The 14,094-nt window shown below is 66.8% G+C and carries 13 protein-coding genes; 3 read left to right on the top strand and 10 right to left on the bottom strand.

All coding sequences use genetic code 11. The annotated features are described in order from the left end of the window. Positions 1-3: 3 nt before the first annotated feature. From rdgB to ACF3ND_RS09090, 4 genes are read right to left on the bottom strand one after another with little or no spacing between them, the layout of a single operon-like run. Positions 4-615, bottom strand: coding sequence for an RdgB/HAM1 family non-canonical purine NTP pyrophosphatase (rdgB, locus tag ACF3ND_RS09105; protein WP_394059765.1), 612 nt, complete (start codon positions 613-615; stop codon positions 4-6). A 43-nt stretch (positions 616-658) separates the two neighbouring features. Then, positions 659-1,396, bottom strand: coding sequence for a ribonuclease PH (gene rph / locus ACF3ND_RS09100; protein ID WP_394065755.1), 738 nt, complete (start codon positions 1,394-1,396; stop codon positions 659-661). 33 nt (positions 1,397-1,429) lie between these two features. Continuing rightward, on the bottom strand, positions 1,430-4,048 hold the full coding sequence (locus ACF3ND_RS09095) for an AAA family ATPase (protein WP_394065754.1): 2,619 nt from the start codon (positions 4,046-4,048) through the stop codon (positions 1,430-1,432). Continuing rightward, the gene (locus ACF3ND_RS09090) at positions 4,038-5,156 is read right to left on the bottom strand and encodes an exonuclease SbcCD subunit D (RefSeq protein WP_394065753.1); all 1,119 of its coding nucleotides are present in this window, start codon (positions 5,154-5,156) and stop codon (positions 4,038-4,040) included. Before ACF3ND_RS09090 ends, ACF3ND_RS09095 begins: the two co-directional genes overlap by 11 nt. Positions 5,157-5,292: 136 nt before the next feature. On the opposite strand from ACF3ND_RS09090, the gene ACF3ND_RS09085 reads away from it, so the two are divergent. Both ACF3ND_RS09085 and nudC read left to right on the top strand, forming a co-directional pair. Continuing rightward, positions 5,293-6,225 (top strand): YicC/YloC family endoribonuclease, encoded by a 933-nt coding sequence (locus tag ACF3ND_RS09085; RefSeq protein WP_394065752.1) that lies wholly within the window; start codon positions 5,293-5,295, stop codon positions 6,223-6,225. Positions 6,226-6,279: 54 nt separating this feature from the next. Further along, positions 6,280-7,050 (top strand): NAD(+) diphosphatase, encoded by a 771-nt coding sequence (gene nudC, locus ACF3ND_RS09080; protein WP_394065751.1) that lies wholly within the window; start codon positions 6,280-6,282, stop codon positions 7,048-7,050. A gap of 20 nt (positions 7,051-7,070) precedes the next feature. Here nudC and ACF3ND_RS09075 read toward each other — a convergent pair whose 3' ends face one another. The 6 genes from ACF3ND_RS09075 to ACF3ND_RS09050 form a co-directional block, all read right to left on the bottom strand. Next, positions 7,071-7,526 (bottom strand): MarR family winged helix-turn-helix transcriptional regulator, encoded by a 456-nt coding sequence (locus ACF3ND_RS09075; protein ID WP_394065750.1) that lies wholly within the window; start codon positions 7,524-7,526, stop codon positions 7,071-7,073. 88 nt (positions 7,527-7,614) lie between these two features. Then, complete coding sequence (locus tag ACF3ND_RS09070) at positions 7,615-8,757, bottom strand: FAD-dependent oxidoreductase (protein WP_394065749.1); 1,143 nt, start codon at positions 8,755-8,757, stop codon at positions 7,615-7,617. Positions 8,758-8,768: 11 nt separating this feature from the next. Then, complete coding sequence (locus ACF3ND_RS09065) at positions 8,769-9,767, bottom strand: VOC family protein (protein WP_394065748.1); 999 nt, start codon at positions 9,765-9,767, stop codon at positions 8,769-8,771. Continuing rightward, positions 9,764-10,627 carry an alpha/beta hydrolase gene (locus ACF3ND_RS09060; protein ID WP_394065747.1) on the bottom strand — a complete coding sequence of 288 codons (864 nt, stop codon included), beginning with the start codon at positions 10,625-10,627 and terminating at the stop codon, positions 9,764-9,766. The genes ACF3ND_RS09065 and ACF3ND_RS09060 overlap by 4 nt, the downstream gene beginning before the upstream one ends. A 4-nt stretch (positions 10,628-10,631) precedes the next feature. Continuing rightward, positions 10,632-11,837, bottom strand: a complete 1,206-nt coding sequence (locus tag ACF3ND_RS09055; RefSeq protein ID WP_394065746.1) for a nitrate/nitrite transporter — start codon at positions 11,835-11,837, stop codon at positions 10,632-10,634. A 186-nt stretch (positions 11,838-12,023) separates the two neighbouring features. Then, complete coding sequence (locus ACF3ND_RS09050; RefSeq protein ID WP_394065745.1) at positions 12,024-13,160, bottom strand: MFS transporter; 1,137 nt, start codon at positions 13,158-13,160, stop codon at positions 12,024-12,026. A gap of 96 nt (positions 13,161-13,256) precedes the next feature. Between ACF3ND_RS09050 and ACF3ND_RS09045 the strand changes: the two genes are divergently transcribed. Next, positions 13,257-14,093, top strand: coding sequence for an AraC family transcriptional regulator (locus tag ACF3ND_RS09045; protein ID WP_394065744.1), 837 nt, complete (start codon positions 13,257-13,259; stop codon positions 14,091-14,093). Position 14,094: the final 1 nt, after the last annotated feature.

Raw genomic sequence — 14,094 nt, 5'->3', positions numbered from 1 at the left:
CGCTCACTCGCGCTCCAGCCGGGCCAGCAGGCTTTGCAGCGCCTGGCCGCGATGGCTGTGCCGGTTCTTGATTTCGGGGCTGAGTTGCGCGACGGTCTGCCGGAACTGCGGGATATAGAAGTGCGGATCGTAGCCAAAGCCATGTTCGCCTTGCGGCTGGTCGACGATCTCGCCCTCCCAGACGCCTTCGACGATGATGGGACGGGGATCGTCGGCGTGGCGCACGTAGACGAGCAGCGCCACGTAACAGGCGCGGCGATCGGCCCGGCCCTGCAGGCGACGCACCAGCAGCTCGTTGTTGGCGGCATCCGATTTTTCACCGCCCTGTTCCATGGCGGCGAAGCGGGCCGAATAGACGCCCGGCGCCCCGCCAAGGGCGTCCACGCACAGGCCCGAGTCGTCGGCCAGCGCGGGCAGCCCGGTCAGGCGGCTGGCATGGCGCGCCTTGGCCAGGGCGTTTTCCACGAAGGTGCCGAAAGGCTCGTCCGCCTCCGGCACGCCCAATTGCCCTTGGGGCACCATGGTGATGCCCGCCGCGGACAGGATGGCGGAGAATTCCTTGAGCTTGCCGGCGTTGTTGGACGCCAGGACGACTTGTTTGTGTTCAGTGTTCATGCACGTGTACGGACGACTGCGCGCCCGGTCGGAAGAAGATGAATCAGATTCCCAGAGCCTGGCGCTGCGCGGCCATCAATTGGCGTATGCCGCCTTCGGCCAGATCCAGCAGGCTGTTCAAGGTCGCGCGGTCGAAGGTCTGGCCTTCGGCCGTGCCCTGGACTTCCACGAAGTGCCCGCTGCCGGACATGACGATGTTCATGTCCGCGCCGCAGGCCGAGTCTTCTTCGTAGTCCAGGTCCAGCACGGGCGCGCCGTCGGCCAGACCGACCGATACGGCGGCCAGTTGATCGCGGATGGGGTTGCCCTGCAGCAGGCCCTGCTGCTGCAGGGTGCGCACGGCCAGCGAGGCTGCGACCCAGGCGCCGGTGATGCTGGCGCAGCGGGTGCCGCCATCGGCCTGGATGACGTCGCAGTCGATGTGCAGCGTGCGCTCCCCCAAGCCCTTCAGGTCGAATACGGCGCGCAGGCTGCGTCCGATCAGGCGCTGGATCTCCTGGGTGCGGCCGCTCTGCTTGCCGCGCGCCGCTTCGCGATCGGAGCGCGTATGGGTCGAGCGCGGCAGCATGCCGTATTCGGCCGTCACCCAGCCCTGCTCCCTGCCCTTCAGGAATGGCGGCACCTTGTCCAGGACGCTGGCGTTGCACAGCACGTGCGTGTCGCCCATGCGGACAAGCACCGAGCCTTCGGCATGGCGGGTGAATCCGGTCAGGAATTCAACGGGACGGCACTGGTCGGCGCGGCGGCCGGAGTGGCGCGCGGCAAGGACGGACTGGGACAAGGCGGGACTCCAAACGGGAAAAATGCAAAAACCCTATTGTACGCGCGGCACCGGCCGCAGAGGCACGCCCATGTCCAGCCATTTGTCGGCCTGGCAGGTGAACAGCAGGATCTGGTGGCGCCGGGCCGCGTCGTTGATGATGCGTTTCATGGCCTGCAGCCTGTCGTGATCGCTGTGGACCAGCACGTCGTCCAGGATCAGCAGCGTGGGCCGGCCGGCTTGTTGCAGTAGGTCCGCATAGGCCAGCCGCGCGATCAGGCCTATCTGTTCACGGGCGCCGAAGCTCAGGCCGTCGATGTCGTCGGCCATGGGCTCGCCGTCCTCGCGCTGCAGCCAGCGCGGCGCCAGGTGTTCGTCCAGTTCGACCGACGCTTTGCCCAGCAAGAGGCGCAGGTAGTGGTTGATGTGTTTCTGCAGGGGCTGATGCAACTGCTGAGTCAAGGCGCGACGCTGCTCGCGCAGCACCTGCACCAGCAAACGCAGGGCCGCCACGCGCCGTTCATACGCGGCGCAGCGGCGTTCGCTGTCCAGCAGGCGCGCCCGCACATCGGCGATCTGCTCTTCCAGGCCTTGCGCTCCCTGGGTTTCCAGCTTGGCCTGCACGAGCTGGGCGGCCACGCGGGCCTGGGCGTAGGCCTGTTCCTGTTGCCGGGCGCTGCGCTCCAGCCGTTCCACATCCTGTTCGAGAATGTCCACCGGCAAGCGTTCCAGTTGTGCAAGCAAGGTTTGCTGATCCCGGCGCAGCTGCTCGCGCCGCTCGCGCAATTCCGACCACAGGCGCTCCCGGTCGCGTTCAGCGGACTGGCGCTGGGGATCGGCCCACTGCTGTTCCACGCGCTGCGCCTCGGCCTGCGCCTGCTCGTGACGGGCCGCCAGAGTGGCCAGGGACTCGCGCCCCTGGCGCCATTCCGTTTCCAGCGCCTGCCATTGCTGTTCAGCCAGGCTGGCTTCCCGGACCATGCGCTCCAGGTCCGCCTCCTCCAGGGGTTCGCCTTGCGGCCGCACAGGCGGACTGCTCTGGCGGGCCGCGGCCAGCAGGCCCTGCAAGTGGGCCTTGCCCTTGGGCGCCAGTATCCTCATGGAGGCGCGCAGCACGGACTCGCGCTGTTCCTGCTGCCGACCCTGCTCACGGCGCTGCTCCAGTTCCTCCAGGCTGTTCGCACCCTGCTCTTGCAAGGCGAGTCGGAATTCGCGTTGCGCCTGTTCCAGCTGCTGCGCCAGGCCCGCCAGATCCTTGCCGCCGGGCACGATGCGCAGACGCCCAAACCCAGGCAACAGCACCTGCGTGCTGTCGGTCAACTGCAGCCGCGCCCGGCCGCGAATGTCCTTGCCGTCCACCTGGATGTGCATGCCCTCTTCCAGCTCCACCTGCATTTCCGTGGCGACCGACTCGAGCTGATGCTGAAGGCGCTGGACCTGCTGGCTGTGCTGGCGCAGGGCGGCCAGCGCCTCGTCTTCGACCCGCAGGCGCAGCACGGCGGCGCTGCATTCGGCCAGCTCGGTTTCGTGCCTGCTCAGCTCATCGAGCTGATCCTGGTACTGGCGAGCCTGCTGTTGGGCGCTCGCATGGGCGTCCTGTTCCCTGGCCCACTGCTGCCAGGCGCGGGCGCGTTCCTGTTCCTGGCGCATGCGGTCTTTATGGCTTCGAGCCTGTTGCAGCCGGCTCTCCAAAGCCAACAAGCCGCTCCGGGCGTTCAGCAGTTCGGCCTTCAAGGCTTCGGCCTGCGCCAGCCTGTCCTGCCGCTGCGCCGCCAGGGCGCCGTCCTGTTCCCGGGCCTGCTGATACAGGCGCTCCCGCTCCTGCAGCATGTCCAGTTGCTGTTTCAGCTCCAGGCTGCGCGCCTGCAGCTCCCTCGCCTGCTTCAGCTGTTCCGTGGCTGCGCGGGCCTGTGCGCGCAGGCGCTCCCAAGGCCGGTCCCGCTCGCCGTCCGCCACCTGATGGCGCGCCTGGGCCAATTCATCCACCCATTGCCGATACTGCCGCAGGTCCGACTCGAGACGCTCCAGGTCGGCCTGGAGCTCGTCCCGCTCGCGCCGGGCCGCCAGCCAGACGCCGCGCGGCTGGCCCTGCGCCTGGGTGACGTACTGGTCCAATTGTTGTTGCGCCTGGTCCAGTACATAGTCGCCGTCGGCGCTGGTCAGGTCGGACATCTCGGTGCCCAGGGCCTGCTGCAAGGTGGCGCCGGCATGCTGCACGGCGGCGCGCAGTTCCTGCCCCTGGCCCTGCTCGATCCACAACAGGCCGGGCACGCCCCAGTTGCGCGCCTGGCTGCCGCCGCGGGCGGCGTATTCGAATCCCATGCGGGAGGCCAGGTATTGTTCGGCTTCGTCGTTGTCGAGCTGCTCGCGGCCGATCAGCAGGTCGCAGCGCTTGCGCTTCAGGAAGCGCTTGCTCAGGCGCATGTCCTGCCCGTTCATGCTGAACTCCAGTTCCACGGCCGGAGCGGCCGAGGAATCGCCCCAGGGCAGGATGTCGTTCAGGCTGCTGGTGCTGTAGCGCTCGAAGAATACCGTGCGCAGCGCCTGAGCCAGCGTGCTCTTGCCGGCCTCGTTGGGCGCGCTGATGATGTTCAGGCCGGGATCCAGCTGGTCGAGCCGCACCGGTTCGCGAAAACGTTTGAACTGTTCAACGCGCAAGGATTTAACGTGCATGGCGATCCTCCTTGTCGCGCAGCAGGCCGGCCAGGATCAGCAAGGCGTCCTGCGCGGCCTGGCCGTCCGGGCCCTGGCGCATGTCCTGCAGTTGGTCGAGGGCGGCGCGCAGGTAGCCGTCGGCCTGCAAGGCGTGCAGATCGTCCTGCGTGGGCGCAAGCCCCAGGGCGTCGCGCCGGCAATCCCAGGCGCGGCAGCGCGCCTGCTCGCGGCCCAGCAGCGATTCCAGGCGGTCAAAGCCCGACAGGCTCAACTGGCCGGCCAGCTTGAGCTCCACCACGCTTTGCCCGGGCAGGGCCGACAGCTCGCGCTCCAGCAGATCCAGATCGGCGTCGCCGGACAATTCGTACGCCAGGCTGACCCAGCGGTGCCTGCCCGTGGGGACGGCGCGCACCGACGGCATGGCGCCGGGCGCTTCCAGATCGACCAGCAAGGCTTGTCCGGATGCGTTGTCGCGGAACCGATCCGGTTCGGGCGTGCCGCTGTAGTAGCAGCGCTCGTTGACTTTCAGGGTGCCGTGCCAGTCCCCCAGGGCCAGATAATCCAGCCGGGCCCGCGTCACGCGGTCCTGGTGGATCAGGTTGTGACTGTCTATGTGCTCCAGCAGTCCGCCCGCGCTGCCGTGGGCCAGGCCCACGCGCAGGTAGCCCGCGGGGCTGGGCGCATCGTCGAACCAGTCCGTCAGGTCCTGATAGGTCTGGCGCTGGGTCAGCGGCGCGGGCAGGATGGCCAGGCGCAAGTCGTCCAGGACCAGGGCTTGGGGTTTGTCCAGCACATGGACGTGACCGGGCACGCAGGCCAGCCGTTGCGCCCGGGTCCACACGCTTTCGCTCAAGGCGGCGTCGTGGTTGCCGGGCAGCAGCACCCAGGGTCCCGTAAAGCCGGCCATGGCGTTGAAGGCGCGCCGCAGGCTGCGCTCGCCCAGGGTCTGGGAATCAAAGACGTCGCCGGCCGCCACGATCACGTCCACGTTCTGGGCGGCGGCCAGTTGCGCCAGCGTCTCGATGGCCGCGAACCGCGCTTCGGCGAGCGCGGCTGCGTCCTCGAGCGCAAAACGCGAATACTGGCGGCCGATCTGCCAGTCCGCCGTATGCAAGATTCTTACCATGCCTGGAACCTCAAAAAAACTGCTTCGGTATCGAAGTCCTCCAGTGTATAGAACTTTGGCGGTGGTCGTGGATGCTGCCTGGCGCCAGCTCAGGAGTACAATGGAACGTTTTCCATAATCAGAAAAGTGACCAAAAATGATCCGTAGCATGACCGCATTTGGCAACGCCAAAGCCGAGTCCGAGGCCGGCGCCGTCAATATCGAGATGCGCAGCGTCAATAACCGTTTCCTGGACTTGAACCTGCGCCTGCCCGAGGAGCTGCGCTTCGTCGAGAACCCCTTGCGCGAACAGATCTCCCAGGGCGTGCAGCGCGGCAAGCTGGAAGTACGGGTCAATTTCACGCGCGCCGGCCTCGAGCAGCAGCGCAGCCTGGACATGGACGCCGTGCTGCGCGCCGCGGAAATGCTGCGGGTCGCCCGCGCCCACATTCCGGACCTGCCGGCTCCCGAGCTGCATACCCTGCTGAGCAATCAGAACGGCAATGCATCGGACATGGACCCCGAGGCCTGGCTGCCGCTGGTGCAGCAGGCATGCGAAGCGGCCCTGGCGGACCTGCAGGCCACGCGCGAGCGCGAGGGCCGGCGCCTGGCCGAGGTCATGCACGGCATCAGCCAGGAAATGAGCGCCATCGTGGACGAGGTCGAACGCCACATGCCCGCCATCCTGGCCGAACAGCAGAACAAGATCGCCACACGCTTGCAGGAAGCCCTGCTGCAGGCCAGCCCCGAGGGCTTCGCCCTGATTTCGGGCGCGGAGCTGTCCGCCCGGGTGGCCCAGGAGGCGTCCACCTTTTCCCTGCGCATCGACGTGGCCGAGGAACTGGCCCGCCTGCGCTCGCATCTGAGCGAGCTGCAACTGATCCTGAATGGCGAAGTGGGTGCAGCGGGCGGCAAAAAAGGGACTCGTCAGGGCAGCACCGGCAAGCGCCTGGATTTCCTGTTCCAGGAAATGAATCGCGAAGCCAACACCCTGGGCTCCAAGGCCGGCAGCGTGGACGTGACCCGCGCCTCCATCGACCTGAAACTGTTCATCGAGCAGTTGCGCGAGCAGACCCAGAACATCGAATAAAGATAATACCCGGCGCGGCCGGCCACGCGCCGCCGGACATTGTGGGGATTACGAGTGAATTTCATTTTCCGCGGCAACGAGATGCTGGTCGATGCGCGCAGCGAAGGGCTGGAACTGCCCGATGCGTCCGTGTGCGCCCGGATGGGCTTGGGCAAAGAGCGATTGCAGCCCTTGTGGCTGGATGCGGGCTGTTCGGATCACGCCTGCCACGTTGCGCCTGATGCGCCGCCGCCGCCCGGTTTCGAGTTTCGCGCATTGCGTTCCTTGCTGGCGCGACTGGACGAGAAAGCCGCGCTGGCCAGCCGCGCCTTCCAGATAGCCGAGTGGGCGCGGACGCACCGCTATTGCGGCGTGTGCGCCGCGGCCATGGTTCAATCGGCCACTGAACTGTGTTTTCGCTGTCCTTCCTGCGGTTTCTCCGCCTATCCGCGCATTTCTCCGGCCATGATGGTGCTGATCCGCGATGGCGACCGCATCCTGCTTGCCAGCCATTCCACCTATGCGACGGCACGCTACACGGCGCTGGCGGGCTTTGTGGAGGCCGGCGAGAGCCTGGAGGACGCCATCCACCGCGAGGTCTGGGAAGAAGTGGGCCTGAAGGTGAAGGACATCCGTTATTTCGGCAGCCAGTCCTGGCCTTTCCCGCATTCACTGATGGTGGCCTACACGGCGGAGTACGCCGGCGGCGAACTGCGCATCCAGGCCGAGGAGATCAACGACGCCCGCTGGTTCGGCCCTGGGGACGCCTTGCCGGAGCTGCCGCACACCGATTCGATCGCAGGCCGCCTGGTGCGCGCCAACCTGCCCGGCTTGCCGCGCCCCTGAACGTGCGCTCTGGCGCGCGGTCAGCCCGTCAGGTGCGTGGCCACGTTGCGCAGCATGCGGCCCAGATCGTCGCGCTCCTGAGGGCTGAGCACCGACAAGGCATCGTCTATCATCTGCTTGGCGGCGGGCCAGACCTGGGCGTAGCGTTCACGGCCGGTCCCGGTCAGATACACGCGCATGAAACGGCTGTCGTTCTCGTCGGCCCGGCGCTGCACCAGGTCGCGCTCCTGCATCTGGTCGATGACCCGGCTGAGCACCGGCTGGTGCACCACGATGGCCTTGGCGATTTCGCCGATGCTGCGTCCGTCCTGGTCCCACAGGTACTGCAGCACACGGAAATGCACATAGGTCATGTTGTGGTCGCGCAGCGTGGTGGAGCGCAGCGTCTGGTCCAGCTTGTAGATGATGTTGGCCATCTGGAAAGCCACGTTGGCTTGCACGCTGCTGTCGGGAATGGGAACGTGAGTCGAGTTCATGGTGCCTTGGAAGAGTCTGTCCTGCAGCGCGCGGCCCCGCTTGCCCGGGACCGCGGCCTGGCCATCAGTATACAGCCAGGCGCCGTGCTCAGAACGCACCGGTGGGCGCATGGCTGGCCGCCCGGAAGATCTGCTCGTAGCTCCAGGGATTGGCCATGGCCGAGCGCACCACCTGCGCGCGCACCTCATCGGGCAGGTAGCTGATTTCACCGTACAGGCAGGACCACTTCTGGCAATGCTCCACGATGGCCCGCTCGCTGTTCTCCCACGCCTCCAGTGCATCGGGTATCTCCCGAGGATCCTGGATGTCGCCCAAAAAGCTGGCCAGGGCCAGGCCGTTCTGCATGGCCATGCCGCCGCCCTGCCCCAGATTGGGCGGCTGGGCATGGGCGGCGTCTCCCAGAATGGCGGCGCGCCCGCTGGACCAGGCCTTGCAGCGCGTGATGCTGTAGCGGCCCCAGCTGACCGGGCCGTCGATGCGCTCGATCAGGTGCGCCCATTGCGGGAACAGCGCCGACCAGTACGCCTTGTCGATTTGCGTGTTGCAGGCGCGGGCATCGTCATGCGGACAAGTCAGGGCCAAATAGGTCTGCGTATCGCTGACGGGCGTGATCAGCAGGCGGTGCACGCCGTTCCAGTTCTCGATGTACTTCTTCGCGTCCTCGGGCGCGGTATCGTCGGGACGGCGTTCTATCATGGTGCGCAAGGCGCCTTCGCGCGTCTGCTCATGCAGGATCTCCAGGCCCAGGGACTGGCGCACCCGCGACCAGATGCCGTCGGCCCCCACCACCAGGTCGGCTCGCAGGCGTTCGCCCGAAGCAAGCTGCACTTCGCCGCGCGCGCTGGCGCCTATGGCCTCCACATGGGTGCGCACGCGCACTCCAGCCCGCTTGCCGGCCTGCTCCAGCGCCTTGAGCAATTGCGAGCGCATGATGGTGATCAGGCGCCGATCGGGCGGCGTGGGGCCGCTGTCGATGACGCGGTTGTGCTGGTCGCGCTGCTCGAAATGGCTGCCGTAGAAGGCGCCTTCGATGGCCTGATCGTAGGCGTCGATCGCCTTGAGCACGCGCAGTCCGTTTTCCCAGATATAGATGCCCGAGCCGTTGGCCCGCAGTTCCGGCTGGCGCTCCAGTACCGTCACGTCCCAGCCGCGCTGCGCCAGGGCCGCCGCCGTGGCCAGTCCGCCCAGGCCGCCGCCCGCCACCAGGGCGCTCAGTTTCTTGTCTGCCATGTGCGCTCTCCTCAGACCTGCGCCCACAGGGGCAACGTGTGGCGGCTGTCCAGAGTCCGTTCGCCTTCCAGCGGCACGTACCATTCGCTCAGCAGGCCGTCCGGGTCGCGCAGGAAGAAGGATCGCTTCCAGGGCAGGCGCACGTCATGCACCGGCGTGATACCCAGGGCCTGCAGGCGCTCCAGCGTCTGTTCCAGTTCCGCGACGCCGCCCAGCTCGAAGCTGCCGTGCGAAAAGGCGGCCTGCTCGTCGCCCACCAGGACCAGGCTGTAGTCGTAGTCGGACAGGCCGGCCTGAAGATAGGCCACGCCCTCTTCCTGGTGCACGACGCGCAAACCGCCGACCTGGGTGTAGAAATCCAGCATCCGAGCCAATTGCGCGGTGCGCAGCACCGCGTGGGTGACGCGCCGGGGCTGTACGGGCGCGCCGGCGACCGTTTCCAGGATGGGATCGGTGTCGTAGCGGCCTTCGGTGAACGGCTCCTGCGCGGCCGGATCCCAGCGGCTGGTCAGCAGCTCCATCGGGCCATTGAGCACGCTGCGCCAGTCCTTGATCGTGTCGCAGTAGAACTCGTTGTAATTACCGTCGGGATCGAACATATAGACGCTATGGGCCACCTGGTGGTCCACGGTCATGTCGATGTCGCGTTCCTGCTGGCGGGCCCGCTTCCAGCCTTCGACCAGTTCGGCTTCGTTCTCCAGCTCCCAGGCCAAATGGTTCAGGCCCGGGACCAGGCCTATGGTGCCCGGCAATTGCAGCAGGCCGTCGCGCCCATAGCGGTTCACGCCTTTGGTGGTTTCCATCATGCCCAGGTCGTGCGGCGTATGGCCGGTTCCCAGGAAGGTGGCGATCAGGTCGGGCTCGGTGAATTCCACTTTCAGTCCGCAGACCTGGCTGTAGAAGTCTTCCGCGCGCTGCAGCTCATCCACCCAGAGATTGACGTGGCCCAGTCGGCGGGGATGGAAGCAGGTCGCGACCTGCGCCGCGGCGTGCATGGTTTGGCTTGTCATGGTGTCTCCTCCTTGGCATGACAGTTCATGGTCTGGAGCACGGCCAGCGTCAAGGCGCTGTCGCCCTGCTCCAGATCCATCAGGACATTGAAATGGTTGCGTCCGGCAATCGCCATGCTGCGCACGGCGCAGCCGGCCAGGCGGCATTGCTGCGCGTAATGAATGCTTTGCGCCTGCATGACGGCGGGCTCGAGCGCGCCCCAGGCCACCAGCACGGGCGTGCCCGCGGCAGGCGGGTGCAGCGCGGGGCTGAATGCCTGGGCCAGGGTCTGGTCCAGCTTCAGCCAGTCGTTCACCGGCGTGTGCACCAGGGGATGCAGGTCCATGACGCCGCTGATCAGGCTGGCGCTGTGAATGCGGCGCTCGTTGCGCGCGGCATCGCTGGCCAGCAGCATGCCGGCCAGCTGGGCGCCGGCCGAACTGCCGCTGACATGGATGCGGTCCGGATCGGCGTTGAACCGCCCCGCATGACGCGCGATCCACTCCAGCGCACGCTCGCACTGGGCCACGATCTGCGGCAGCGTGTAGGCGGGAGCCAGGCCGTAGTCCAGGCAGGCCACGGCGGCGCCGGCGGCGTGCAGGCTGCGCGCCATCATGGCCGAATCTTCCCGGGCCAGCATGCGCCAATAGCCGCCGTGGATGAACAGGTACAAGGGCGAACCGGGCTCGCGGGCGGCATAGACGTCCAGTCGTTCGACCGGATCAGGCCCGTAGGCGTGGGAGCTGAAGAAGCCGGGCAAGGCGGCCCGGGACGCATCGCTGGCGCGGCGATAGGCCGCCATTTCCGCTGCAAAATCCGGCACCGAGGCCTGCAGCTGGTACTGTCCCAGGTCCGCATGGTCAAAGCGCAACTGGCTCATGGCTTCAGGCCTCCCGTGCCGAGGGCAGCAGGGTCAGGACGACGAATCCCAGCAGCACCAGCACCTCCACGGCCAGGAAGCTGCCAAACGCCCAGATGTAGGAACCCGTCAGGCTCAGCAGCAGCCCCAGCAGGGACGGCGCGACAAAAGTGGCGAATACGCCGCCCATTTCCGCGTAGCCGGCTGCACAAGGGCCCAGGTTCACGCCGTAGCGCTCGCCCACGTAGCTGAAGATCGCCCCGCCGTGAAAGACGCCGACGCCGCACAGGAACGCCACCGCCAGCAGGCCGGAATGCGGCAGCGGCTGCCAGGCGACCAAGACGCAGGCGAGAGCGGCCAGAATGGTCAGCAGCATGCCCAGGCGCATCACGCCCACCCGGGTGTAGCGGTCGCTGGCGTAACCGCCCAGCAGCAGGAAGAAGACTTGCGACAAGCCCATCAGCGTGCCGAACAGCGGAGCCTGCGCCGGCGCCATGCCTTGCACGTCGATGAAGGCGGGAATCAGCCAGGTGGCCGTGGCGGCGACCGAGAACAAGGCGCCGAAGATGGCCAGGACGCCCACCCAGATCCAGGGGCGGGAAGCGATCGCCCGCAGCACGCCGGCGTCGACCTGGATCTTGTCGTGCGGGTCCTGGTAGGGGCCGGGACGCACGATGATCTGGGTCAGCAGGCAGGCGCCCAGCGTCAGGCCGCCCAGCACGAAGAAGAAGGCGCGCCAGCCGTGCTCCATGGCGTAGGGCAGGCCCAGGGCGAAATCCAGCGTGATCGCCAGCGAATAGGCCGCCAGGATGATGCCCAGCACCAGGCCCTGGCGGCGCGGCGCGAACCATTGCATGACGATCTTCATGGAGCCGACCCAGACTGCCGAATCGAAGAAGCCGACCACCAGGCGCAGCAGGACCAGTTGCAGAAAATCCTGCGCCTGGGTCTGGGCCAGCATCAGCAGGCCGCTGCCGCCCAGACCGATCAGATAGAGGCGGGCCGAACTCATGTGCCGGCCGCGCGGCGCCCAGAACAGCATGCCCAGCGCGAAGGACACCCCGAAGGCGCCCTGCACCAGCCCTGCCTGGGCCTCGCTCAGGGCCAGGTCGGCGGACACGATCTTGATCACCGCCGCAAAGCCATAGAAATCGGCCGCCAGGCACATCTCGCCGGCAACGGCCATCAACAACATCAGCACCGCCACGCCGTTGCGCGGTGTGGCGCTCATGGACGGATTGCCCGTCGCCCCTTGTCCCATCATGTCATCCCCCATTTCTAGTGAATGTTCAAGCCGGGCGCTTGTGCAGCGCGCCCTTTCCATTTGCTTTAAACATGAAGGATTATGGAGATCCGGGCTAATTCATGTCAATACATATGTATTAGTATATTCCCTATGAAGGCAAGGCTTGCTTCGTCAGCCGCGCCGTTCGGAGGTCGTTCTTGGAACAAGCATGATCACGCCCGCAGCCAGGGCGCAGGCCATCGTTACCTGCGCCAATTCCCCCCACCAGGCGGAAATTCCCAGGCCGGTCCCCAGCAACAGGCTGTACAACAGGCCGAAGATGGCGCCTGCCCTGCCCGCGACCGACCGATAGCGGTGCAGAGCCCCGGCCAGCAGGTTGGGGATGGCCAGCGCATAGGCCAGCGAGACCAGCATTGTCGGCAGCAGGAACGCCAGGCTGGCGCGAGCCGCTTGCAGGCCCATGCCCGCTGCGATCAGGAAAAGAACGCCGCGCCGCACCAGCCTGTCCGCGGTCAGGCCGGCCGCCAGCCAGCGCCGATTCAAGAACGCGCCCGCCAGGGTGCCTACAGCCAGCAGCAGCCCGGCCGCCAGCAGAGGACGGGTGCCTGAGCCCAGGCCCTGCAGCAGGAACGGCGCCCATTGGTAGAAGGCGAACACTGCTGTATTGAACAGGGCCACGAGCATGGCGGATCGCCAGATGTCCGGATCACGCAGCAGGCGCCAGCCTACCTGCGCCATTGAGTCGCCCGTGGCGGGATACCGACGGGTTTCGGGCAGATGGCGCAGGCTTGCGCCCAGAAGCAGCAAAGCGAGGACGAACAGGCCCAGGAACACGGCCGTCGCGCCGCCGGCGGAAGCCAGCAACACGCCCATGGCCAGACCCAGCAAGGGGCTGAGCGCCAGGGCGACGCCCATCAGGCCGAAGATCCTCGATAGTTCTTCGGCCTGGTAGCGGTCCCGCAGCATGGTCTGCACGCCGATGGACCCGACGGCCGCGCCGAAGGCGCTCAGCATGCGCGCGCCCAGCAGCAGGCTGAATGTGGGACTGAACAGCGCTGCCAGGCAACCCAGTCCGTAGACCGCCAGGCCGGCCAGAACCGCGGGGCGGCGGCCGGCGCTGTCGCACAGCCAGCCCCAGAACAGCACGCCAGCGGCGAAGGCGGCGAAGTAGGCCGACAGGGTCTGGCCCGCCCGGCCTGCGGATACCGCATAGGCATCGGCGATCAGCGGCAGGGCCGGGCTATAGGCCGTTTCGACCACCTGGGGAAACATGATCAGGGCGATCATCAACAGGAGAAAACGAGTCATGGGCATACCTGTAAGTGGCAAAGACAGGCAGCATAGCCCTGGCAGGAATTCTCCATTACAAGTATTCTGAATAAAAATCCATGAAATCGGACATTGATGCCCTGGCTGACTGCTGACGATCCCTTTCCCGAGCTGGCCGGACGCCATGCGCTGGGCATTGCCGCCCGCTTGGTTCAGCACGACTCCGGTCTGCACCGCCACCCCTGGGGCCAGATTCTGTACACCCGCAGCGGCTGCATCAGCGTGACGCTGGATACGCAGCTGTGCCTGCTGCCGCCGGGCCGGCTGATCTGGATTCCCGCAGGCCTGCCCCATCGAGCACGCATGAGCCGCCATGTCGACTATCGCTCCGTGTACCTGGATCCCGCCCACTATCCCGACCTGCCCGCCCAGGTGCAGATCCTGGGCGCCAGCGAATTGCTGACGGCGGTGCTGGAGCGCGTCGCTCAGGCGGACCTGGATCAGGACTGGGACCAGGCGCCCGGCTTGCACCTGATGCGCCTGTTGCTGCATGAACTCGAGCTGGCGCCCCGCCAGGCCCTGTTTCTTCCCCTGCCCGCGGACGCGCGCCTGCGGCGGATTCCCGTGGACGTCCTGCCCCCCGCCCTGAACGTCCTGGCCAGCCGCCTGGGCGCCGGCCAGAAGACCATCAGCCGCCTGTTCAAGCGCGACACCGGCTTGACGTATCAGCAGTGGCGCCAACAGTGGCGCTTGCTCAAAGCCATCGAACAACTGGCGACGGGACTGAGCGTCACCCGCGTCGCCTCCGGGCTGGGCTTTGCCAGCGACAGCGCTTTCATTGCTTTCTTCAAGGATCAGATCGGCGTCACGCCCGGCCAGTACATCCGCCAGCGCGACGATTCCATGGAGGCTGGCGGCGAAAAACGGCAGACCGGGGCGCCGACGGTGCTACGATCGAGCACGGATTCATAAA

This window comes from Alcaligenes sp. WGS1538 (assembly GCF_043187505.1).
Lineage (GTDB): Bacteria > Pseudomonadota > Gammaproteobacteria > Burkholderiales > Burkholderiaceae_B > Alcaligenes.
Note: the sequence above shows the minus strand (reverse complement) of the source record. Positions and strands in the feature narration are given on the sequence as shown.

Bases quoted from the DNA above. Each gene is read 5' to 3' on its own strand.
- ACF3ND_RS09055 (WP_394065746.1), bottom strand. From the start codon at position 11,837: ATGAGCGCCACACCGCGCAACGGCGTGGCGGTGCTGATGTTGTTGATG.
- ACF3ND_RS09075 (WP_394065750.1), bottom strand. From the start codon at position 7,526: ATGAACTCGACTCACGTTCCCATTCCCGACAGCAGCGTGCAAGCCAAC.
- ACF3ND_RS09065 (WP_394065748.1), bottom strand. From the start codon at position 9,767: ATGACAAGCCAAACCATGCACGCCGCGGCGCAGGTCGCGACCTGCTTC.
- ACF3ND_RS09090 (WP_394065753.1), bottom strand. From the start codon at position 5,156: ATGGTAAGAATCTTGCATACGGCGGACTGGCAGATCGGCCGCCAGTAT.
- ACF3ND_RS09060 (WP_394065747.1), bottom strand. From the start codon at position 10,627: ATGAGCCAGTTGCGCTTTGACCATGCGGACCTGGGACAGTACCAGCTG.
- rdgB (WP_394059765.1), bottom strand. From the start codon at position 615: ATGAACACTGAACACAAACAAGTCGTCCTGGCGTCCAACAACGCCGGC.
- ACF3ND_RS09070 (WP_394065749.1), bottom strand. From the start codon at position 8,757: ATGGCAGACAAGAAACTGAGCGCCCTGGTGGCGGGCGGCGGCCTGGGC.
- ACF3ND_RS09050 (WP_394065745.1), bottom strand. From the start codon at position 13,160: ATGACTCGTTTTCTCCTGTTGATGATCGCCCTGATCATGTTTCCCCAG.
- ACF3ND_RS09095 (WP_394065754.1), bottom strand. From the start codon at position 4,048: ATGCACGTTAAATCCTTGCGCGTTGAACAGTTCAAACGTTTTCGCGAA.
- ACF3ND_RS09085 (WP_394065752.1), top strand. From the start codon at position 5,293: ATGATCCGTAGCATGACCGCATTTGGCAACGCCAAAGCCGAGTCCGAG.
- ACF3ND_RS09045 (WP_394065744.1), top strand. From the start codon at position 13,257: ATGCCCTGGCTGACTGCTGACGATCCCTTTCCCGAGCTGGCCGGACGC.